The 21,075-nt window shown below is 55.9% G+C and carries 19 protein-coding genes and 1 tRNA gene; 15 read left to right on the forward strand and 5 right to left on the reverse strand.

Going from position 1 to position 21,075, the window contains the following annotated elements; all coding sequences use genetic code 11:
• Positions 1-160 precede the first annotated feature (160 nt).
• Positions 161-236, forward strand: a tRNA-Asn gene (locus JOE09_RS05390).
• A gap of 47 nt (positions 237-283) precedes the next feature.
• Here JOE09_RS05390 and uraH read toward each other — a convergent pair.
• Entirely contained in the window at positions 284-694 is a 411-nt protein-coding gene (gene uraH / locus JOE09_RS05395) for a hydroxyisourate hydrolase (RefSeq protein WP_205065018.1), read from the reverse strand.
• A 135-nt stretch (positions 695-829) separates the two neighbouring features.
• Here uraH and hprR point away from each other — a divergent pair, with 135 nt between their 5' ends.
• Together hprR and JOE09_RS05405 are read left to right on the forward strand one after the other, a co-directional pair.
• Positions 830-1,510 (forward strand): response regulator transcription factor HprR, encoded by a 681-nt coding sequence (gene hprR, locus JOE09_RS05400; RefSeq protein WP_205065019.1) that lies wholly within the window; start codon positions 830-832, stop codon positions 1,508-1,510.
• Positions 1,503-2,918 carry a heavy metal sensor histidine kinase gene (locus JOE09_RS05405; protein WP_205065020.1) on the forward strand — a complete coding sequence of 472 codons (1,416 nt, stop codon included), beginning with the start codon at positions 1,503-1,505 and terminating at the stop codon, positions 2,916-2,918. The genes hprR and JOE09_RS05405 overlap by 8 nt, the downstream gene beginning before the upstream one ends.
• Here JOE09_RS05405 and cynR read toward each other — a convergent pair.
• Positions 2,813-3,739 carry a transcriptional regulator CynR gene (gene cynR, locus JOE09_RS05410; RefSeq protein ID WP_205065021.1) on the reverse strand — a complete coding sequence of 309 codons (927 nt, stop codon included), beginning with the start codon at positions 3,737-3,739 and terminating at the stop codon, positions 2,813-2,815. The genes JOE09_RS05405 and cynR overlap by 106 nt on opposite strands.
• A 110-nt stretch (positions 3,740-3,849) precedes the next feature.
• Between cynR and JOE09_RS05415 the strand changes: the two genes are divergently transcribed.
• Both JOE09_RS05415 and cynS read left to right on the forward strand, forming a co-directional pair.
• Entirely contained in the window at positions 3,850-4,509 is a 660-nt protein-coding gene (locus JOE09_RS05415) for a carbonic anhydrase (RefSeq protein ID WP_205065022.1), read from the forward strand.
• A gap of 28 nt (positions 4,510-4,537) precedes the next feature.
• Entirely contained in the window at positions 4,538-5,008 is a 471-nt protein-coding gene (gene cynS / locus JOE09_RS05420) for a cyanase (RefSeq protein ID WP_205065023.1), read from the forward strand.
• A 248-nt stretch (positions 5,009-5,256) separates the two neighbouring features.
• Here the strand turns inward: cynS and pckA are convergent, their stop codons facing one another.
• Positions 5,257-6,885, reverse strand: a complete 1,629-nt coding sequence (gene pckA / locus JOE09_RS05425) for a phosphoenolpyruvate carboxykinase (ATP) (RefSeq protein ID WP_205065024.1) — start codon at positions 6,883-6,885, stop codon at positions 5,257-5,259.
• A gap of 156 nt (positions 6,886-7,041) precedes the next feature.
• Between pckA and JOE09_RS05430 the strand changes: the two genes are divergently transcribed.
• From JOE09_RS05430 to JOE09_RS05455, 6 genes are all read left to right on the forward strand, one after another.
• Positions 7,042-7,932, forward strand: coding sequence for a LysR substrate-binding domain-containing protein (locus JOE09_RS05430; RefSeq protein WP_200546644.1), 891 nt, complete (start codon positions 7,042-7,044; stop codon positions 7,930-7,932).
• Between the two features lie 120 nt (positions 7,933-8,052).
• Complete coding sequence (locus tag JOE09_RS05435; protein ID WP_205065025.1) at positions 8,053-8,355, forward strand: putative quinol monooxygenase; 303 nt, start codon at positions 8,053-8,055, stop codon at positions 8,353-8,355.
• Between the two features lie 288 nt (positions 8,356-8,643).
• Positions 8,644-10,227 (forward strand): PTS sugar transporter subunit IIA, encoded by a 1,584-nt coding sequence (locus JOE09_RS05440; RefSeq protein WP_205065026.1) that lies wholly within the window; start codon positions 8,644-8,646, stop codon positions 10,225-10,227.
• Positions 10,228-10,249: 22 nt separating this feature from the next.
• Entirely contained in the window at positions 10,250-11,269 is a 1,020-nt protein-coding gene (locus tag JOE09_RS05445; protein ID WP_105592703.1) for a PTS fructose transporter subunit IIC, read from the forward strand.
• Between the two features lies 1 nt (position 11,270).
• A complete protein-coding gene (locus JOE09_RS05450; RefSeq protein ID WP_205065027.1) occupies positions 11,271-12,122 on the forward strand; it encodes a helix-turn-helix transcriptional regulator in 852 nt (283 codons plus the stop codon).
• Positions 12,119-12,508, forward strand: a complete 390-nt coding sequence (locus JOE09_RS05455; RefSeq protein ID WP_105592705.1) for a fructose PTS transporter subunit IIB — start codon at positions 12,119-12,121, stop codon at positions 12,506-12,508. Before JOE09_RS05450 ends, JOE09_RS05455 begins: the two co-directional genes overlap by 4 nt.
• Before the next feature lie 83 nt (positions 12,509-12,591).
• Here the strand turns inward: JOE09_RS05455 and tkt are convergent, their stop codons facing one another.
• Positions 12,592-14,586 (reverse strand): transketolase, encoded by a 1,995-nt coding sequence (gene tkt, locus JOE09_RS05460; RefSeq protein ID WP_205065028.1) that lies wholly within the window; start codon positions 14,584-14,586, stop codon positions 12,592-12,594.
• Complete coding sequence (locus JOE09_RS05465; RefSeq protein WP_205065029.1) at positions 14,587-15,252, reverse strand: HAD-IA family hydrolase; 666 nt, start codon at positions 15,250-15,252, stop codon at positions 14,587-14,589.
• A gap of 331 nt (positions 15,253-15,583) precedes the next feature.
• Between JOE09_RS05465 and ptsP the strand changes: the two genes are divergently transcribed.
• The 4 genes from ptsP (at position 15,584) to JOE09_RS05485 (ending at position 21,010) form a co-directional block, all read left to right on the forward strand.
• Positions 15,584-18,094 (forward strand): phosphoenolpyruvate--protein phosphotransferase, encoded by a 2,511-nt coding sequence (gene ptsP / locus JOE09_RS05470; RefSeq protein WP_205065030.1) that lies wholly within the window; start codon positions 15,584-15,586, stop codon positions 18,092-18,094.
• A gap of 60 nt (positions 18,095-18,154) precedes the next feature.
• Positions 18,155-18,475 carry a PTS fructose transporter subunit IIB gene (locus JOE09_RS05475; protein ID WP_105592707.1) on the forward strand — a complete coding sequence of 107 codons (321 nt, stop codon included), beginning with the start codon at positions 18,155-18,157 and terminating at the stop codon, positions 18,473-18,475.
• A gap of 168 nt (positions 18,476-18,643) precedes the next feature.
• On the forward strand, positions 18,644-19,747 hold the full coding sequence (locus JOE09_RS05480; RefSeq protein WP_205065031.1) for a PTS fructose transporter subunit IIC: 1,104 nt from the start codon (positions 18,644-18,646) through the stop codon (positions 19,745-19,747).
• 9 nt (positions 19,748-19,756) lie between these two features.
• Complete coding sequence (locus JOE09_RS05485) at positions 19,757-21,010, forward strand: class II D-tagatose-bisphosphate aldolase non-catalytic subunit (protein ID WP_105592709.1); 1,254 nt, start codon at positions 19,757-19,759, stop codon at positions 21,008-21,010.
• Positions 21,011-21,075 lie beyond the last annotated feature (65 nt).

The following is a 21,075-nucleotide window of genomic DNA, read 5'->3' on the forward strand; positions in this document are numbered from 1 at the left end:
CGCCGGGAAGGCGCAAATGGCGTAAAAATGAGGGGGATGCTGAGATAAATGCCGACGAAATCAGCATTTTGCTGCAAACATCAGCAGTTAGCTGATTTTATTGATTTTCCACGTTGACACACCCGGGCGCGATGATTAATATGCGCCTCGTTCACACGATTCCTCTGTAGTTCAGTCGGTAGAACGGCGGACTGTTAATCCGTATGTCACTGGTTCGAGTCCAGTCAGAGGAGCCATATTTAGAGAAGCCCGCTTAAGGAAACTTAAGCGGGCTTTTTGTTTTTCAGCTCCCGCGATAAGTCGAATAACCATACTGGCTCAGCAGCAGCGGAACATGATAGGTGGTGGCCGTGTTGCTGATGTGGAACTCCACCGGGATTTCCGGGAAGAAACTTTCCTGTTTGCGATCCGCGAAGTATTTACCGGTTTTAAAGATCACCCGATAGTCACCTGCTTCAAACGGTTTCTCCGGCCACAGCGCCGCCACGCGGCCATCTTCGTCGGTGCTGGCGGTGTTCAGCACGGTCCATTTCTCACCCTGTTTTTTCTCCAGCGTTACCGCTACATGCGGGGCGGGCATCCCCGTTTGCTGGTTCAGGATATGCACGCTGATCGGGTTTTTACCGGCGGCAAGGGCCATACCGGGCGCAGCCAGCAGCATAGAGAGGGACAGCGCAGCGACGGACTTTTTCATGTTTTATTCTCCTGTGTTAATGACCGTGCTGTTATACCTGCGCGCGGGTCGTGGTTACCTGTCACGAAGATGACCATATTGTCATCTGGCGTTGAAACGCTGTGGCGCCCCTGTCTTTCATGGCACACTGCGCCCATGAAACTGTTACTGATTGAAGATAACCAGAAGGCCAGCGCCTGGGTGCGCAAAGGGCTTGAGGAAGCGGGCTACATTGTGGATCACGCGGTAGACGGGCGGGACGGCCTGCATCTGGCGCTGGCGCACCCTTACAGCCTGGTGATACTGGATATTATGCTGCCGGGCCTGGATGGCTGGCAGGTTCTGAAAACCCTGCGCACCGCCAGCAGCACACCGGTGATTTGCCTCACGGCCAGGGATTCGGTGGACGATCGCGTTAAAGGTCTGGAGCTGGGCGCGAACGATTACCTGGTTAAACCCTTCTCGTTTGCTGAACTTCTGGCGCGGGTAAGAAATCAGCTTCGCCAGCATCAGCCGCACAGCACCACACTCCGCGTGGCGGATCTGGTGATGGACTCGGCGCGCTTTCAGGTAGCGCGTAATGGTGTTCCGCTGGCGCTGACCCGCAAAGAGTTTATGCTGCTGTGGCTGCTCGCCAGCCGTCACGGCGAGATCCTGCCCCGTACGCTACTCGCCAGTGAAATCTGGGGCGTGAATTTCGACAGCGAAACCAACATCGTCGATGTCGCCATTCGACGCCTGCGCCGTAAAGTTGACGATCCTTTTCCGCAAAAGCTGATTACTACGGTCAGGGGCATGGGTTACTGCCTCTCTGAACAGGAGGCAGGCGGTGTATAGCCCTTCCCTCACCCTGCGGCTGACGGCGATCTTCACGCTGATCGTGGCGCTGGCCTGCGGCGGTATCAGCCTGCTCCTGTATAGCGCGTTACGCAGCGAGCTGGTGTGGCGCGACGATCAAACGCTGATCAACCGCGCCGCGCAGCTACGGCAACTGCTGGAAGGCGGCGCGCATCCCGACTCTCTGCCGCTCTATTTCAATCGTATGGTTGATACTCGTCAGGATATTCTCAGTATCGGCTCGCAGCATCAGCAAAACGTCAGCATTAATCATACCGGCGTGGCGCTGCCGAAGATGTCCCCTACCCCGGTCAGTACTCCGCCCGGCGAGCAGCAGATCCACCGCTGGCTCGGTGCGGATAATATTGAAGCCTCGGCGCTGAGCCTGCAGGCCCGTTCTCAGGAAGGGCCGATAGTGATTACCCTTGCGCGGGTGGCGCGGGAGCGGGCGATAATGCTGGAGCGCTATCGCCAGCAAAGTATCCTGGTGTCGCTGGCGGCGATTTTGCTGTGCGCCGCGCTCAGCCCGCTGCTTATCCGGCGCGGGCTGCGGGCGATTGGCCGTTTAAGCCAGGCCATGGCGGAAACCGGCAGCGACCGGCTAACCCACACCGTGCCGCTTCAGGCGATGCCGAAAGAGCTGCTGCCGCTGGGTGAAGCGCTGAATACCATGCGCCAGCGCCTGTCGACGGACTTTATCCGGCTGACGCAGTTTGCCGACGATCTGGCCCATGAAATACGTACGCCGATCAACGTGTTATTAGGCCAGAATCAGGTGGCGCTGGGCCACGCGCGTTCCACAGAGGAATATCAGGCACTGCTGGAAGGGAATATTGAAGAGCTGGAAGCCCTGTCGCGGCTGACGGAAAATATTCTCTTTCTGGCCCGCGCCACGCACCACAATATCCGGCTCAATAAAGAAACCTTTTTACTGCATGACGCCCTGGAAACCCTTATCGATTTTCTGGAACCGGTAGCGGAAGAGCGGGAAATGGTCATTGAACTCCACGCCAACGGCCACCTCACCGCCGATAAAATGCTGTTCCAGCGGGCGATGACGAACCTGCTGGTCAACGCCATCCGCTATGCGCCAGGCCACGGCACGATAGCGGTCAGCACCCTTCATCGCGGCGATGTTACCGAAATAGAGGTGGCAAACGCCGGCGATGCGCTGGCGGAACCGGAGAAAGTCTTCGAACGTTTCTGGCGCGGTGATAACGTCCGCCACACCGCAGGCAGCGGCCTGGGGCTGTCGCTGGTCAGCGCCATCGCCGCATTACACGGCGGCAGCGCGTATTACCGTCACGAGGATGGGGGAAACATTTTTGGGGTGAGGCTCGTTTCCTGCTCCAGTCGAGTCGATACCTCTACAGCCAGTTCAGCAAAAACCCGGGCCGCAACGCTTTGATAGGCATCCCTGCGTCGCATAAGGACCACAGTGCGCTGCAGGCGTTCTGGCTCGAGGGTAATCGCCACCAGCCCCTCCTGAGCCAGAGCGGTCTTTACGGGCAACAGCGTTGACAAAAGTGTTCTTCGAACGATTTCGATTACCGCACCGAGAGCATTAGCCTCCATCATCACCTTTGGGTGAATGCCGTGTTTTCTACAGTGGCTGTCTATCTGTTCACGGGTCGCGAATTCCTTACTGAGCAAGACGAGGGACTCTGTATTGAGGGTTTGTAATCCAACAGATTTTTCCTTCGCCAGGGGATGTCTGGTGCTGACTACCAGCGCAAGCGTCTCGTTTAGCAACGGGATTGCCTCAATGTCCGGACAGTTGACGTCCCCGAACGCTATCCCCACATCCAACTCGCCCACCTGAAGCAGATCCTCCATGCGCTCCTGGGATATTTCATGCACGGTGAGGGTGATCTGCGGATATCGCGAGTGAAACGCCTCAACCAGCGGCCCGACCAGATAGGTTGTGAAGGTCGGCGTCACTGCAATCCGCAGTGAGCCGCGGCTGAGATCGTTCACGTCATGAATAACCCGCGTCGCTTCCTGCAGCTCCTGAGAAGCACGGCGAACATACTGAAGATAGGCCTCCCCCACATCCGTCAAGCGTGTTGTTTTGCCTGTACGGTCGAACAACTGAGCATTCAGACTTTCCTCCAGCTGCCGAACCAATTGTGAGAGAGCGGGCTGAGAGACGTGTAGCGCCGCTGCAGCCCTGGTGAAGCTGGAATGTTCAGCGACTGCCATAAAATACCGAATACGTCGGTCGAGCATAACCTACCTCATAAGATTATCTGATTCAGATAATAATAAATGAGACTTTTACCTTATACCACGCTCTGTTTAATCTCTGCCTCACACCCAGTGACATTGAGACAACATCCATGAAAGAGATCATTGAAGGTTTTCTTAAGTTTCAAAAAAACGCCTTTCCCGAGCGTGTAAAGCTGTTCAAGAACCTTGCTAACCAGCAGAGTCCCCGGGCACTGTTTATCTCCTGCTCTGACAGTCGGCTGGTGCCTGAACTGGTTACCCAGCGCGAGCCGGGCGATCTATTCGTCATCCGCAACGCCGGTAACATTGTGCCATCCTATGGCCCCGAACCTGGCGGTGTTTCAGCCTCCGTGGAATACGCTGTAGCCGCACTTCAGGTCAACGATATCGTGATTTGTGGTCACTCTGACTGCGGCGCAATGACGGCCATTGCCACCTGCAAATGCCTGGATCATATGCCCGCAGTCTCAAGCTGGCTGCGTTACGCAGACTCAGCCCGGGTGGTAAATGAGGCCCGCCAGCATGCCGACCAGTCGACTAAAGTCGCATCCATGGTTCGCGAGAACGTCATCGCGCAGTTGGCTAACATTCAGACTCACCCTTCTGTACGCCTGGCGCTTGAAGAAGGCCGCGTGACCCTGCACGGCTGGATCTATGACATTGAGAGTGGGCGTATCGACGCATTTGACAGCCGCAGCGGCACCTTCATGTCTCTCGCAGACAACCCTGACATTCAGGCCGTTTCCCCACAAACCAGGCGTGTTGCCTGAACACCATATTTATCAAGGAGATGAAAGTATGATCCAGACTCAAGTAACCCAGACCGCTCGCCAGATCCTTACCGAAACCATTATTCTGGCTAAAGCCCGCAAAGACCTTTCCTTTGCCGAGATTGTAGACGGGACGGGTTTGTCCGAAGCCTTTGTCACTGCGGCTCTGCTTGGTCAGCACCCGCTACCCGCCAGCGCTGCGGAAGTCGTTGGTCAGAAACTGGGGCTTAGTGCTGATGAAGTCACTTTACTGCAGTCGATGCCAGTTCGCGGAAGTTTTGCGGATGGGATACCGACAGATCCGACAATTTATCGTTTTTACGAAATGATGTCGGTTTACGGTACGACTCTTAAGGCACTGGTTCACGAGAAGTTCGGCGACGGCATTATCAGCGCCATCAACTTTAAACTGGACATCAAGAAGGTCGAAGATCCGGACGGAGGCCATCGCGCCGTTATCACCCTGGATGGCAAGTACCTGCCCACAAAACCGTTTTAACCTCACAGTGACCAGCCCAGGAATGATAACTGTTGTAAGCCCACGGTAACCGATCTGGCCGATTTGCTTCTCGGCCAGTCGATATAAAAAAGCATGAAGTGGACAACGTATCGCCCCGGCAGAAATCGGCCTGCTGTAAAAATGAAAACGCTGCCCGGTGGTTTACACACGGGGCAGCGTTAGATCTTTCAGGTTCAGCGCCTCATTCTCAGCGACGGTGGAGCAACCTCTTACAAACTACTCAAAGCTCAGCCCTGTTCCAGGCGTGGCCCTGCCAGGGCAATACGCGCACCGGCTTCATTGTCGCTGTACTGTTTAAAGTTGCTGATAAACAGCTGCGCCAGTTTCTCTGCGGCTTCCTGCCACTGCGCCGGAGAGGCCCAGGCGTTACGCGGATCGAGGGTGGCGGCATTCACACCGGCAATCTCCTGCGGAATGGCGAGGCCAAATATCGGCAGCGCTTCCTCGCGCAGTGCGCCCGTTTCCCCTTCCAGGATGGCGTTAACGATCTGGCGCGTATCCTTCAGCGACAGGCGCTGACCCGCGCCGTTCCAGCCGGTATTCACCAGCCAGACTTCCGCACCGCTCTGCGCCACCTTCTCCTGCAGCACATCGGCGTACTGCGTTGGGTGCAGCAGCAGGAAAGCCGCGCCGTAGCAGGCCGAGAAGGTCGGCGTTGGGGCGGTAATACCGCGCTCGGTTCCCGCAAGCTTTGAGGTGAAGCCGGACAGGAAGTGGTACTGCATCTGTTCCGGCGTCAGGCGCGAAACCGGCGGCAGCACCCCGAATCCATCCGCCGCCAGGAAGATAATGCGTGAAGGATGACCAGCGCGGGAAACCGGCTGCACGATATTCTCAATATGCGACAGCGGATAGGAGACACGGGTGTTCTCGGTTTTGCTGCCGTCGGCATAATCCACGCTGCCGTCGTCCCTGACCACCACGTTTTCCAGCAGCGCGTTACGGCGGATGGCGCCATAAATTTCCGGTTCGGACTCCGCCTTCAGATTGATGGTCTTGGCATAGCAGCCGCCTTCAAAGTTGAATACGCCGTCAGCATCCCAGCCGTGCTCATCATCGCCAATCAGCTGGCGGCGCGGATCGGTCGACAGGGTGGTTTTCCCGGTGCCGGAGAGGCCAAAGAACAGGGCCACATCGCCCTTCTCACCGCGATTTGCTGAACAGTGCATAGAAGCGATTCCCTTCAGCGGCAGCAGGTAGTTCATGACCGAGAACATGCCTTTCTTCATCTCGCCGCCGTACCAGGTTCCACCAATCAGCTGGATATTTTCCGTCAGGTTAAAGGCGACGAAGTTCTCGGAGTTAAGCCCCTGCTCCTGCCATTGCGGATTCACGCATCCCGCGCCGTTAATCACCGTGAAGTCCGGAGTAAAGTCTGCCAGCTCCTCGTCGGTGGGGGCGATAAACATGTTTTTGACAAAGTGTGCCTGCCACGCCACTTCCGTCACAAAACGCACCGCCAGGCGAGTATCGGTGCTGGCGCCGCACCAGGCATCAACGATGTACAGCGCTTTCTCCGACAGGTAGTCGGCAACCCGCGTTTTCAGGTGCGCCCATACGTCAGCGGACATCGGTTTGTTATCGTTACGGCCCGTACCGGCATCGGACCACCACAGGGTATGACGGGTTACGTCGTCGCGAACGATGTACTTGTCGCGTGGAGAACGGCCGGTGAACTCACCGGTATCCACCGTCACTGCGCCAGATGTCGTCAGCGTACCGCGAGCGGGTCCCTTCAGGTCAGCAGCGGTTTCATGTTCGAAGAGCAATTCGTAATTCGGGTTATAGACCACCTCGCGAACATCATTGATGCCAAGGCTTGAGAGATGTTGCATGACAGATTGAATGGCGCTCATAGAATACCCTGACTCATTGGATGAATGGCGAGGTGGCAATAGCCGACCTCATGATGCAGCGGATAGTAACACCGGCTTTGTGATGCAGAAATTGCATTTAAATCATCCGTCATGTAAAAATTGCATAGCGATGGGGGCTGAAATCGGAGCAGAGAAGTGCTAAGTAATCTCGAAGTGAAATGGCTTTATGATGTGATTGCGCTGGAGGAGTGCCGCAGCTTTACCCTTGCGGCAGAGAAACGAAATATTTCTCAATCCTCCTTCAGCAGAAGAATTCAGTCACTGGAGTCCAACCTGGGTTTCAGCGTCTTCAACCGCAATGTGAACCCCCCCCAGTTAACGCCGCAGGGCAGAATATTCGTCGGCTATGCCAGGAATATGCTCGACGATATGGACTTCCAGATTAGCCGCATCAAGGGCGAGGATAAGCTGAAGCAGAGCATCCGCATTGATGCCGCCCCGTCGCTTTCCGTTCTGCTGCTGCCCGATCTGTTAGCCGAATACCGCGACAGTCCGGATAAGGTGTTCTTCGTTGAATCGATTAACGTCAACGATGCGGTGTTTAACCTGAAAGAGGGGAAAAGTGATTTTATCCTGTCGTTTTATAACGAAGAGCTGATGAATTACCCGTTTATCAATCATAAAATCTTCGATTCGTCTCTGCACCTGGTCTCGCCCTGCGACCCTGACGGCAAGCCGTTATTCTCAATAAACGATAGCCCGCTGCCGCTGGTTAAATATGCCAATGACAGCTACATGGGGCGTCAGGTCAATCAGGTCATCGATCGCATACCGAACACCACCTTTCTGCTGACTTTTGTTTCCTCGATGAGTGAGCTGCTGAAAAGGATGATCCTGAAGGGCGACGCCGTTGGCTGGCTGCCTGATTACTCGATTCAGCGTGAGCTGGAAGAGAAGAGACTCGCGATTATGGACCCGGGCCTTACTCTGAAGATTTCGGCGTATGTTTATCGCTCCGGCGCGCGTTTGAATCTGACGGCAGAGCGCTTCTGGCGCTACATGAAGGAGCGAAATACGGAGGGTTAAGGGAACTATTGGGCTGCCGTGTGGTTTATCTCAAGGCATCACTATCTGGTGTTGAATCGGAAGATTAAACATGTTACCAGATTTACATAATCCACTATCCATCCCTGCCAGGAGGCCCAAATGCTAAAAGTAATCGCTGAAGACTTTATCAAGCCCGAACACATCGACACCGTGCTGCCGCTGTACCGCGAGCTGGTTGCCGCCACGAAAAAAGAACCGCTGTGTATCGCTTACGATCTGTTTATCGATGAGAAAGATCCGGGGCACTTTATCTTTATCGAAGAGTGGCCGGACCGTGCGGCGCTGGATGTACACTGTGCCACTGCGCATTTTCAGCGGCTGGTCCCTGCTATCAATCAATATCAGCGGCAGGACGGGCGGATTGTTTTGATGGATGCCGTGGTGAGCCCGGCGACAAATTAATCCCCCTCTTCGCGGGTGACATTTCCCATCCCGAGATGTCACCTTCTTAAATTTTGTGACCAGCCTCACAAACCACTCCACCCGCCACGATATAACAATCCCTTCTACAATCAACACGCTAACAAATCCTGCCCGCCGCAATAAATATGATAAAAGTCACAAAATAACAATCAGTCCACTATTTTCAAGCAAAGGTCACTTTTTTGCTATGTCATCGCCGTAGTGAACAGGGAAAGATAGCAAACCTGTTCTGCAAATTTTGCTCTGCGCACACGCTCAGGAGTCGGCATGGCGGTTTCAATCACCTGGTTATGCGAACTTAATGAAGGGATTCATGCCCGACCCGCTGGCTATATCGCCCGGCTGTGCAACCTGTTTCAGGCCGCTATCGACTGGGAAAACACCCGCACCGGGCTACGGGCGAATGCAAAAAGCGCCCTCTCGCTGATTGCCAGCGATACGCTGCTCAACGATGAATGCCGCATCACCCTGGACGGGGAGGATGAACAGCAGGCTGCGGCCCGGCTGCGCGCGCTGCTGGCGGATCTTCCGGCGTTCAGCATGCAGCCCGAACCGGTCGTCAGCCAGGGCTACCTGCCCCGCTGCCTGCGCGAGCTGAAGCCGCAGGTGATTCAGGGCACCCGTATTCACCAGGGAGCCGCCATTGCCCGGCCGCGGGTAATGCAGAGCCTGACCTTCGCCGACATTATCGATCGCACTCCCCGGCATGCCGACGGGGTCGAAAGCGAAACGGCGCGCTTTCTTGCCGGGATAGCGTCGCTGCGCGGGGAGAAACAGCGCGCCCTGAGTCAAACCCGGGGTATTGAGCACGATCTGATTGCGGCGCACCTCACGCTGATTGACGACGGTGAGTTTCAGGATGCAACGATCGGGTATCTTAACGACGGGATGAATGCCTGGTCGGCCATCGTCCGGGTGTCGCAGGACATTTGCCAGCAGCTTGAGCAATCGTCCAGCCGCTACCTGCAGGAACGTACGCTGGATGTGCTCGACATCGCCACGCAGCTGATCGGCGCAGCCTATGGTGAACGGGCGCTGAACAGAAGTCCGCTGCGGCTCACTGAACCGGCGATTGTTTTCGCCAGCTATCTGACCCCCAGCCGGTTGCTGATGCTGGACAGAAGCCGGCTGGCGGGTCTGGTGCTGTCATCCACCGGAAAAACCTCGCACACGGCGATACTGGCCCGCTCGCTGGGTATTCCCACTCTCGCCGATGTCGACTTTGCGCCGCTGACGCTGGATGCCGGGCAGCTAATCGTCATCGACGCTGAATCCGGCATGCTTATCACCCATCCGGATGAGAACGTGCTGCGCTACTACCGCCATGAAATGGCCGTTCAGCAGGCGATGCAGCAGCGGCTGCGGGTCAACGCCGCGATGAATAAAGACCAGGCCAGCGCGATGGAAAAACCGCTGCTGACGGTGGAGACGATCTTATGGCGGATGGACGCCCGCGATAAAAACGAGGCGATCAAAATGATGGTGGATAATCTGTGGCTACAGCAGCGCACCGACGCGCGGGATAAACTCTGCGATGATATCTGGGCGCGGGAAGTGCCGTTTCCCACCGTCGTCGGCTCGGGTTTTGCCATCCCCCACGCGCAAACCGATTATATCCATCACTCTACCCTCAGCGTGGCAACGCTCCGGCAGCCGATTGCCTGGGGCGGTGTGCTGGTGGACACGCTGTTTATGCTGACCATTAGTAAAAACGCGCAGAATAACGCGCATATGAAACATTTCTCCACCCTGGCGCGCATGCTAATGAACGATGAATTTGTCAGCCGAATCAAACTGGCGAAAGGCCCGAAAGCGCTGTATACGCTGATATCCCGCACGCTGGCCTGCTGAGCACCCACCTGACGAGGCTGACATGATAAAAATATTAAAAAATACCAAACGGCATTTTATGACCGGCGTGTCGTATATGGTGCCGTTTGTGGTGGCCGGAGGGGTTCTGCTGGCGCTGGCGGTGATGTTCAACGAAAAGGCCGCCGTACCCGATCATGGCTTTCTGAAGGCGATGTCGCAAATCGGCCTTGCTGGTCTGACCCTGTTTATTCCGATGCTGTCGGGGTTTATTGCCTGGTCGATGGTGGATAAGCCGGGGCTGGCTCCCGGTGCGATAGGCGGGCTGATGGCTTACCAGATGGGGGCCGGATTTTTAGGCGGCATGCTCTCCGGGATTATTGCCGGGCTGGTGGTCTGGCTGCTGCTCAGTCTGATTGCCCGGCTGCGCATCCCCAATTTTCTGCGCATGGTGCTGCCGATATTTATTATCCCGCTGCTCGGCACCTTCCTCACCGGCATGGCGGTTTACTACATTATTGGCGATCCGATCGCCGGGCTGATGAAGTGGCTGAGCGCCTGGCTGGGTAATATGCAGGGCACGTCGTTTATCATTCTCGGCACCGTTCTGGGCTGCATGATCGCCGTTGATATGGGCGGCCCGATGAACAAAACCGCCTTTTTCTTTGCCGTGGCGCTGATCTCCACCAATCCGCAGCTGATGGCCGCCGTTGCCGCCGCCGACTGCACGCCGCCGCTGGGACTGGCGCTGGCGACCTTTCTGTTTAAAGACATTTTTAATGATGTGGAGCGCGAAGCCGGGAAGCCTGCGGTGATCATGGGTTTTATGGGCATTACTGAAGGCGCGATCCCCTTCGCGGCGGCCGATCCGGTCAGGGTGATCCCGGCGATTATGTTCGGCAGCGCGGTGGCGGCCATCCTCTCTCTGTGGTTCGGTGCCACCAACGCCGCGCCATGGGGCGGGCTGATCGTCTTACCGGTGGTCGGCAACCATTTTGGCTATATCGTTTCGGTCATTGCCGGAACCGTCGCCACCGCCGTGGCGGTGAAGGTTCTGAAAACCGTTATCAAACCTCGGGCATAATATGGGCACTTTTATTCAGTCTATCCTCAGCGAATTCAGCGGCCAGGGCGCGATAAACGACAGCGTGCTGGTGGCAAACGGCAACGCGAATCCACCGGCGATGGCCTACTATCTGCACGTGCCGCGCATTGAGCTGACGGTAAAAGGTGCGCTGAGCATGCTGTTGCCCAAGGGGGCGGACCGCATCGTGAAATACGAGCGCCCGGTCGGCACCATTACCTATATTCCTGCCAACAGCTGGAATTCGCCGCAGTGGGAAAGCCCGGTGATCTGCATGTCGATCGTGTTCTGGAAACAGGATGTTGGCTTCAGCATCAGCAACTGGGACGGCACGCAGTTTAAGGAAGTGGAGAAGTACAACCTGCAAAACTCCAGCAGTACGATCCGCGACCGGCTGCTCGATCTGGCCGAATCGCTGGCGTGGTCGCAGGATACAACCGGCGAGACCTTTGCCCACGTGGTCTACGCGCTGATTAACGATCTGCTGTATCAAATCACCGATGGCCTGATTAACCAGCGGCCCTTCACGCTGCTGGATGAAATTAAGAGCCATATCGACAGCCACTACCATACGGACATTAGCCGGGAAAGCGTCGCCGAGACGTTTAATATTTCCCCCGGCTATCTGTCGCGTCTGTTTTCCAGGGAGTCAGACGTGAAGTTTAATGAATATCTCAAGCTGGCGCGCATCACGCGATCGAAGGCGCTACTGACCAGTACCAATCTGAAGATCAACGAGCTTTCAGAGCAGTGCGGTTTCACCGATACCAACTATTTCTGCAAGGTATTTCGCGATATCAACGACTGCACGCCGCTGGAATACCGCCGCAAAAATAAGGGAGCAGGCTTATGACTATCCGAACAGGAAGAGAAGAGATCCAGCCGTTCTCCAGCGAACGCAATCTGCATGTGGTAGCGGTGACCGCCTGCGCCACCGGCGTGGCGCACACCTACATGGCAGCGGAACAGCTGGAGAAACTGGCCAGGCAGTATCGCTTTGCGATAAAAATCGAGACGCAGGGCGTGCTGGGGCTGAAGAATAAAATCACCAGCGAGGATATTTTTGCCTCGGAGCTGACCATCATCGCCTCCGATATCACCATCGATAATCCTCTGCGCTTTGACGGCTGCCGCATCCTGAACGTCTGCATTAATTCGCTGCTGCTCAAGCCGGGTGAGGTGATTGGCGCGATGCGCAAGTCGCTGAATCTGCCCAGAGGGAATGTGATCGACCTGTAGCCGATCGAGCAGATACAGGCTGGTGGGATCGCCGGTCACTCGCCGTTGAACAGGCCCCTCGTTAGATAAAGGGGCCGTCAGCATCAGGCCAGCAGCACCCTGGCCTGTTGCAGTATCGCTTCCAGGGTGATGCCAAATTCCTGATAGAGCTGCTCCGCCGGGGCGGATTCACCGAAGCCGTGCATGCCGATCACCGCGCCGTTCAGGCCAACATATTTAAACCAGTAGTCGGCAATTCCCGCCTCCACCGCGATACGTGCGGAAACCGCCTGCGGCAGCACTGACTCGCGATACGCCGCATCCTGCCGATCGAAACAATCGGTAGACGGCATCGATACCACTCGCACCTTCACGCCCTGCGCCGTCAACGCCTGCCACGCGGCTACCGCCAGCCCGACTTCCGAACCGGTGGCGATAATAATCAGCTGCGGCTGGCCCGCACAGTCCTTCAGAACATAGCCACCGCGTGCGATGTCCCGCACCTGCTGCGGCGTCCGCTCCTGCTGGGCCAGGTTTTGCCGGGAGAAAATCAGCGCGGTGGGGCCATCCTGCCGCTCGACGGCGAACTTCCACGCCACCGCTGATTCCACCTGGTCGCAGGGGCGCCAGTTACTCAGGTTTGGCGTCAGGCGCAGCGAGGCCAGCTGCTCGACCGGCTGATGGGTCGGGCCATCCTCGCCCAGCCCGATGGAGTCATGGGTATAAACCAGCACCTGCCGCTGCTTCATCAGCGCCGCCATCCGCACCGCATTGCGGGCATATTCCACAAACATCAGAAAAGTGGAGGTGTACGGCAGGAAGCCGCCGTGCAGAGCGATGCCGTTACCGATGGCGGTCATGCCGAACTCGCGCACGCCGTAGTGAATGTAGTTGCCGTCGCCGTGCTGATTAATGGCTTTTGACCCCGACCACAGGGTGAGGTTTGACGGAGCCAGATCCGCCGATCCGCCAAGGAATTCCGGCAGCCACGGGCCAAAGGCTTCGATGGCATTCTGCGACGCTTTACGGCTGGCAATATTGGCCGGATTATTTTGCAGCTGCTCAATCCATGCCTGCGCCTTCGCGGCAAACTCAGCGGGCAGCTGGCCGTTAACCCGGCGGCGGTATTCCGCAGCCAGTTCCGGGAAGGCGCTGGCGTAGGCGGCAAATGCCTCATTCCACGTCGCCTCCTTCGCCTGGCCGGACTTTCGGGCATCCCACGGCGCGGCGATCTCGTCCGGGATCTCAAACGGCGGCCAGTGCCAGCCCAGTGCTTCTCGCGTTGCCGCCACTTCGGCTTCGCCCAGCGGTGCACCGTGCACATCGTGCGTCCCCGCCTTGTGCGGTGAACCCGATCCGATCACCGTTTTGCAGATAATCAACGTCGGCAGGGAGCTAATGGACTTCGCGACATCAATCGCCGCGCGGATAGCGTCCGGATCGTGTCCATCCACCCCGCGCACCACGTGCCAGCCGTAGGCCTCAAAGCGCCTGGCGGTATCGTCGGTGAACCAGCCCTCAACGTGGCCATCAATCGAGATGCCGTTATCGTCATAGAAGGCCACCAGCTTGCCCAGCTTCAGCGTACCGGCCAGCGAACACACCTCGTGAGAAATCCCCTCCATCAGGCAGCCGTCGCCCATAAAAACGTAGGTGAAGTGGTCAACGATCGCGTGGCCTGGGCGGTTAAACTGCGCCGCAAGGGTTTTTTCGGCAATCGCCATGCCCACCGCGTTGGCCAGCCCCTGCCCTAATGGCCCGGTGGTGGTTTCCACGCCCGGGGTATAGCCCAGTTCCGGGTGACCCGGGGTTTTCGAATGCAGCTGGCGGAAGTTTTTCAGTTCATCCATCGGCAGATCGTAGCCGGTGAGGTGCAGCAGGCTGTAAAGCAGCATCGATCCGTGGCCGTTGGAGAGCACAAAGCGGTCGCGGTTGTTCCACGTTGGGTTATTCGGGTTGTGGTTCAAAAAATCCCGCCACAGGACTTCGGCGATATCCGCCATGCCCATTGGCGCACCGGGGTGGCCGGAGTTGGCCCGCTGCACGGCGTCTACGCTCAGCATGCGGATGGCGTTGGCCAGGGTTTTTCGTGATGACATTTAACACTCCTTCTGAATGGTCAGGAAAAATTCGGCCTCGCCCTTCGGCGTCACGTTCAGCCCGGCATAGCGATCGATGGTTTGCCAGGTATCAATGTCGTGAACCACCGACTGGCGGGTGAGGACTTCAACCACCACGCACCCTGCCCCACTGGCAGAAAGCAGACCGGCGGTGGAGTCTTCGAAAGCGATACAGCGGGCGGGAGAAACATCAAGCCGGGCGGCACCAATCAGGAACGGTTCAGGATCGGGCTTGCCCTGCTGAATGTCTTCGCTGGTCACCAGCACCGGCGGCATGGGGAAACCAGCCTGCCTGATGCGCGCCGACGCGACTTTCAGCGATCCCGAGGTGACGATGGCCCAGGGCACCCGGTTCCGCTCCAGCTGCCGGAGAAAATCCACGGCACCGTTGACGGCGGTAATGCCGTCGGTATGGCTCGCTTCATAGTCTTCCAGCGCAAGAAATTCGTCCTGAATGGTCTGTTCGCTGGCGTCCAGCATAAAGTGGCGCAGGGTGCTCAGCGCCGGTTTGCCATGCAGGTAATGGCAAACCGTGCGCGGGTCCAGCCCTTTCTGCCCGGCCCACAAACTCCAGGAGGCCTCAACGAAATCCAGCGAGTTCACCAGCGTGCCGTCTAAATCCAGTAATACCCCACGAAAATGCATCGTTCTTTCCACATAAAAAATAAAAGAGTGTGTTTATTCTGTACGTCATTCACCCCGCCATTAAAGAGTAGAAAAGGTGCTTAATTAGCAAATATGTCATCACGGCGCGATGATGAATAAAAACGTGACGATTATCACAAGCAGCTTAGCGCGAATTAATTTTATGATTGCGATCACAAAATAATTAACCTGCTTTTTTATTCAAGCAAAGGTCACTTTTTTTCTATTCAAACACGGTCATGAACGGTGAAGGATATAAAACATGAAATGCAGAGCCGTATATCTGCCAACAAAATAAGCCTGCTTTTGCAAAGCTTTATCGGGAGCGATGATGTCAGAGATAATAGCGTACCAGTGTGAACTGAATGAAGGCATTCACGCCCGGCCTGCAGGGCACATCGAACGACTGTGTAATACGTTTCAATCCGACGTGTGCTGGAAGAATATTCGCAGCGGCATTCAGGGTAATGGGAAAAGCGCTCTCTCGGTGGTGGCTACCGACACATTATTCAACGACGCCTGCGAAATATCGCTCAGCGGGAAAGATGCGGCTGAAGCCGCACAGCAGCTGCGGGCGCTGCTGAAAAAGCTGCCCTCTTTCGAGGTCAGTCAGGCGGAGGAAGCCACGGCGCCAGCGGGCTATCTGCCGCGATCCCTGCGGGAAACCCGGCTCGATTTTATTCAGGGTTCACGCATCAGCGGCGGCGTGGCGATTGCGAAGCCGGTGCGCATACAGAGCCTGTCTTTAAACGAAATGCTGGCGCGTAATCCCGGCGGAGATTATTCAGCAGAACAGCAACAGCGTATTTTCCAGGCGGGCCTGGCGGCACTGAAGGATGAGAAGCTTACCGCACTGGAAATTAAGACCGGCGTTGAGCATGATATTTTACAGGCGCATTTATCGATCGTGACCGATGCGACTTTCCAAAGCCAGATTACCACCGCCATTGCAAACGGCGAGAATACGTGGGATGCCGTCATTAAATCGGCGATGGAATTGTGTGAAATTCTTAACCGTTCAGCGAGCAAATATATTAAAGAGAGAACCCTTGACGTTCTCGATATTACCGGACAGCTGCTTACCGCTATTTATGGCACGGGTGCACTGCCGCAAAACAGCCTGGAATTAACCCAGCCGTCAATTATTCTGGCGAACAGCCTGACGCCGAGCCAGTTCCTCGGCATCAATAAACAGTACCTTGCAGGCATGGTCCTGTCCGCCACCGGTAAAACCTCGCACACCGCGATCCTCGCGCGTTCGCTCGGCATCCCGACCCTGACGGATATTGATTTTACGGCACTGACGCTGGATGCGAACACGGACATCATTATCGACGGTAACCCGGGGATTTTGATTACCGCACCGGACGAGCAGGTCCTGCGCTATTACCGTCATGAAATCACCGTCCAGCAGCAGATGCAGCAGCAGATGATGGCGGGCGTGATGCAACCGGCAACGACCTGCGATAACCATAGCGTGGAAATCGCCGCCAATATTGCCAGCGTGGCGGAAGCCGAAGCGGCATTCAACAACGGCGCGGAAGGTATCGGCCTGTTTCGTACCGAAATGTCGTTTATGGACCGCGAAACGCCGCCGGACTACTGCGAGCTGGCGGATCTTTATGGTCAGGTCATGGCGCTGGCAGATGGCAGGCCGGTTATCTTCCGCACCTTCGATATCGGCGGCGATAAGCCGGTGGACTATCTGGATACCGGCGAGGAGGAAAACCCCTTTCTCGGCTTCCGCGCCGTGCGTACCTATCCGCGCTATCGCGACCTCTTTGCCATGCAGCTGAAGGCCATTCTCAGCGCCTCGGCGCTCGGCGAGGCGAAAATCATGATCCCGATGATTGCCAGCGTTGATGAAGTTATCTGGTGCCGCGAGGTGCTTGAAGAGGTCAAAAGCGCAATGCGCGATGAAGCCCTGCCGTTCAACGGGGCCATCTCGCTGGGCGTGATGCTGGAAATCCCCTCGGTTCTCTTCGCCATTAGCGAAATTGCCGAGTACGCCGATTTCTTTAGCGTCGGCAGCAACGATTTGACGCAGTACTTTTTTGCCGCCGACCGTGGCAATTCGCAGGTTGAATCGGTGTACGACAATTATGCCCCGTCCTTCCTGCGCGCCCTGAAGTTTGCCGTCGATGAGGTGCACCGCGCTGGCAAGTGGATCGGTATCTGCGGTGAGCTGGGTGCCAGCAGCGATTTCCTGCCGCTGCTGGTCGGAATGGGCTTTGACGAACTGAGCATGAGCGGGACCGCCATCCCGGGGGTAAAGCACACGCTGCGCGAGCTGGATTTCACCAAATGCCAGCGGCTGGTGCAGGAGATCGTCAGCGTAAAACGTTCCGCCGGGGTGAAAAGCGCCCTACGCTCGCCGGAAGTCAGGGCAATAAGCAAAATGCCGATCCTCGCGCCGGAATTTATCCTCTGCGCTCTGGATGCCGGTAATAAGAACGAAGCGATCAAGATGATGACAGACAATCTCTGGCTGCATCACCGTACCGATAATCGCGATCGGTTAACCGATGATATCTGGGCGCGGGAAGACTCCTTTTCCACCGCCGTGGGCTATGGCTTCGCCATTCCGCACACCAAGTCGGACCATATTCAGCACTCCACTATCAGTATGGCCACCCTGGCGAAGCCCATTACGTGGGGCGATCAGCAGGTTGAAACCGTATTTATGCTGACGGTGAGTAAATCCGCCGATCCTAACGAGCATATGAAATATTTCTCAACGCTTGCCAGAAAGCTAATGAAAGAGGATTTCCGCAATGAAATAAAACAGGCCGAAAACGTGACCGTACTCTACAACCTGATGGCCAGCACGCTGGCTATATAAAAACAGAATAACCGTCAGTCCTATTTTAAAAATCAGCCAATAAAAAATCAGGAGTTCATTATGAAAATTGTCGGCGTTGCAGCATGTATTACCGGAGTTGCCCATACCTATATGGCGCAGGAAGCGATTGAGCAGGAGTGTAAAAAAAGAGGTTATGACGTCAAGGTGGAAACCCAGGGCGGCATGGGCATTGAAAATGAATTAAGTGACGATGACATTGCCGAAGCCGACGTGGTGATTCTGGCAATTGCTATCGGTATTGAGGGCGTTGAGCGCTTTGAAGAAAAAGAAGACGAGGGTCGGGTTATTTCCCTCAACCCGGCCGAAGTGGTGCGCGATCCGGCCGCGATTATTGATAAAGCGGTAAGCCTGGTGAATTAAACAACGCGCCGGTGCGTTTTATTTCGACGGCCGTCACCGGAATATTAAAAACGTTAATTACATGTCTGCGAACTCTGCAATTTTAAATAGCGCGCGCGGGCGCACGGGGATCGCTGCGTTCAAATATCGCAGCAACCGATAAAAATAGCGGGTTCGGGAGGATAAAAAATGTCGGAAAATATCAAAGTCATTAAAGATGATTTAGTCAAAGCGTTCAGCACCGGGGTGTCCTACATGATGCCGGTGGTGGTGGTCGGCGGGATCTGCCTGGCGCTGTCGCTGGTGGGTGGCGAACCGGTCGTCGGCAAAGGAATGGTGGTCACTAACCCGTTCTTACTCAATCTGGGTGCTATCGGCAGTGCCGGGCTGGGTATGATGATCCCGGTGCTGGCGGCCTATATCTCCTACTCCATTGCCGGTAAACCGGGGCTGACGCCGGGCTTTATCACCGGCTTTATGGCCAGCACGCCGCTGGGCACAGACCACGTGGTGACCGGTTTCCTTGGGGCAATGCTGCTCGGTATTCTCAGCGGCTACGTTGCCAAATGGATCAAAACCTGGAAGGTTGGCAAGGCGTTAATGCCGGTGATGCCCATTATGATCATCCCCATCGTCTCCACCTGTATTGTCGGCATGCTCTATCTCTACGTACTGATTGGGCCAATCGGCTTTGCGATGAAATGGCTGGTTTCCATGCTGTCGAATATGCAGGGAAGCAGCGGCGTTATTCTCGGCCTGATTCTGGGTGCGATGGCGGCCTTTGATATGGGTGGCCCGGTCAATAAAACCGCCACGGCCTTTACCCTCGCCTTAATGGCCGAAGGTATTTATGGCCCGAACGGCGCATATCGTATTGCCTGCGCTATTCCACCGCTGGGCATTGCCCTCTCAACTTTTATTTCCCAGCGTAAATGGGCCGAAGATGAAAGAAGAATGGGCACCTCTGCCGCCTTTATGGGATTAATCGGTATTACCGAGGGCGCCATTCCGTTTGCCGTTAAAAATCTTAAAACCGTACTGCCGTCAATTATTATCGGCAGCGCCGTTGGTGCCGGTCTGGCAATGATTCACGGCGTTGAATCCATGGTTCCCCACGGCGGATTAATTGCCATTGCCGGGGTGAACAAAGCCCCGATGTGGTACGTCATCGATATGGCTATCGGCGTGATTGTGACCGCCATCTGTCTGCATATTCTGCGACCGAACATTACCGAGCCGGTAAAAAAAGCATCGACTAAAAAAACCATCACTTCTGATATGAATAAAGCCTGAGGAGTTATTATGAAAAACACAATGAAACAGTACGTTGATTATATTGTTAACGGTGGAAAATCTACCATGCTGGGAATTGGCCCCATGTCTCCGGCATTAATTCAGGCCTGTTTTGAACTGGGAAAAGAAAAAGATCTGCCGCTGATGTTTATTGCCAGCCGTAACCAGGTCGATGCCGATGAATTCGGTGCCGGTTACGTGAATAACTGGGATCAGTTCCGCTTTGCCGCTGACCTGAAAGCGATGGCGGATAAAGTCGGTTTTGACGGCGATTACTTCCTCTGCCGCGACCACGGCGGCCCGTGGCAGCGCGATAAAGAACGTAAAGACCATATCCCGGAAGACGAAGCGATGAAGCTGGCCCGCCGCTCCTATCAGATTGATATGGATGCCGGTTTCGACCTGCTGCATATCGACCCGACCAAAGATCCGTACGTTGTCGGTAAAGCCATTGATATCGAACTGGTTCTGAGCCGCACCGTTGAGCTGATCCGCTTCTGCGAAGATTACCGCAAAGCCAACAGCCTGAAAGAGTTCTTCTACGAGGTCGGTACCGAAGAGACCAACGGCGGCCTGACCGACGTCAGTGCCTATGAAGAGTTTATTATCGAGCTGAACAAGCGCCTGGCGGCCGAATCGCTGCCGCAGCCGCTGTTTATCGTCGGTCAGACCGGAACCCTGACCCGCCTGACCAAGAACGTCGGTCATTTCAACGATAAGCAGTCCGCTGAACTGTCCGCCATCAGCACCCGTCACGGCGTAGGCCTGAAAGAGCACAACGGCGACTATCTGCCGGATGAGATCCTGCTGAAGCACCCGGGCCTGGGGATCACCGCGATGAACGTGGCCCCGGCTTACGGCACCATTGAAACCCGCGCCTATCTGAAGCTGGCGCAGGTGGAAAAAGATCTGGCGGCGAAAGGCTTTATCAAGACCGCGTCCGACCTGAAAACCGTGCTGACCCGCGAGTGCGTGCTGAGCCACAAGTGGGAAAAATGGATGACCGATGAGCACAAAAACAAGTCCGAAGAGCAGATCTTTAATGAGCCGGATCTGCTGAAAGAGATCCTTGAACTCAGCGGCCACTACAACTACGAAAAACCGGCGGTAGTGAAAGAGATGAAGGCGATGTTTGCCAACCTGAAATCGTTTGGCGTGGAGCCTGAACGTTACGTGGTCAATAAAATCAAGGATATGATCCAGAATGAAGCCGAGTGCTTCAATATGCCAGGCCTGACCACCCGCGTCGCGCAGGCTAACTGATCGCCCTGCCAGCCCCACCACAGGGAGCGGCTCCGTGCCGTTCCCCGTGCATTCAATCCTACTTC

The organism is Pantoea coffeiphila, assembly GCF_016909495.1.
Classification (GTDB): Bacteria; Pseudomonadota; Gammaproteobacteria; order Enterobacterales; family Enterobacteriaceae; genus Erwinia; species Erwinia coffeiphila.

Bases quoted from the DNA above. Each gene is read 5' to 3' on its own strand.
- JOE09_RS05465 (WP_205065029.1), bottom strand. From the start codon at position 15,252: ATGCATTTTCGTGGGGTATTACTGGATTTAGACGGCACGCTGGTGAAC.
- ptsP (WP_205065030.1), top strand. From the start codon at position 15,584: ATGTCAGAGATAATAGCGTACCAGTGTGAACTGAATGAAGGCATTCAC.
- tkt (WP_205065028.1), bottom strand. From the start codon at position 14,586: ATGTCATCACGAAAAACCCTGGCCAACGCCATCCGCATGCTGAGCGTA.
- JOE09_RS05485 (WP_105592709.1), top strand. From the start codon at position 19,757: ATGAAAAACACAATGAAACAGTACGTTGATTATATTGTTAACGGTGGA.
- cynS (WP_205065023.1), top strand. From the start codon at position 4,538: ATGATCCAGACTCAAGTAACCCAGACCGCTCGCCAGATCCTTACCGAA.
- pckA (WP_205065024.1), bottom strand. From the start codon at position 6,885: ATGAGCGCCATTCAATCTGTCATGCAACATCTCTCAAGCCTTGGCATC.
- hprR (WP_205065019.1), top strand. From the start codon at position 830: ATGAAACTGTTACTGATTGAAGATAACCAGAAGGCCAGCGCCTGGGTG.
- JOE09_RS05450 (WP_205065027.1), top strand. From the start codon at position 11,271: ATGGGCACTTTTATTCAGTCTATCCTCAGCGAATTCAGCGGCCAGGGC.
- JOE09_RS05455 (WP_105592705.1), top strand. From the start codon at position 12,119: ATGACTATCCGAACAGGAAGAGAAGAGATCCAGCCGTTCTCCAGCGAA.
- JOE09_RS05475 (WP_105592707.1), top strand. From the start codon at position 18,155: ATGAAAATTGTCGGCGTTGCAGCATGTATTACCGGAGTTGCCCATACC.
- cynR (WP_205065021.1), bottom strand. From the start codon at position 3,739: ATGCTCGACCGACGTATTCGGTATTTTATGGCAGTCGCTGAACATTCC.
- JOE09_RS05435 (WP_205065025.1), top strand. From the start codon at position 8,053: ATGCTAAAAGTAATCGCTGAAGACTTTATCAAGCCCGAACACATCGAC.
- JOE09_RS05480 (WP_205065031.1), top strand. From the start codon at position 18,644: ATGTCGGAAAATATCAAAGTCATTAAAGATGATTTAGTCAAAGCGTTC.
- uraH (WP_205065018.1), bottom strand. From the start codon at position 694: ATGAAAAAGTCCGTCGCTGCGCTGTCCCTCTCTATGCTGCTGGCTGCG.
- JOE09_RS05440 (WP_205065026.1), top strand. From the start codon at position 8,644: ATGGCGGTTTCAATCACCTGGTTATGCGAACTTAATGAAGGGATTCAT.
- JOE09_RS05445 (WP_105592703.1), top strand. From the start codon at position 10,250: ATGATAAAAATATTAAAAAATACCAAACGGCATTTTATGACCGGCGTG.
- JOE09_RS05415 (WP_205065022.1), top strand. From the start codon at position 3,850: ATGAAAGAGATCATTGAAGGTTTTCTTAAGTTTCAAAAAAACGCCTTT.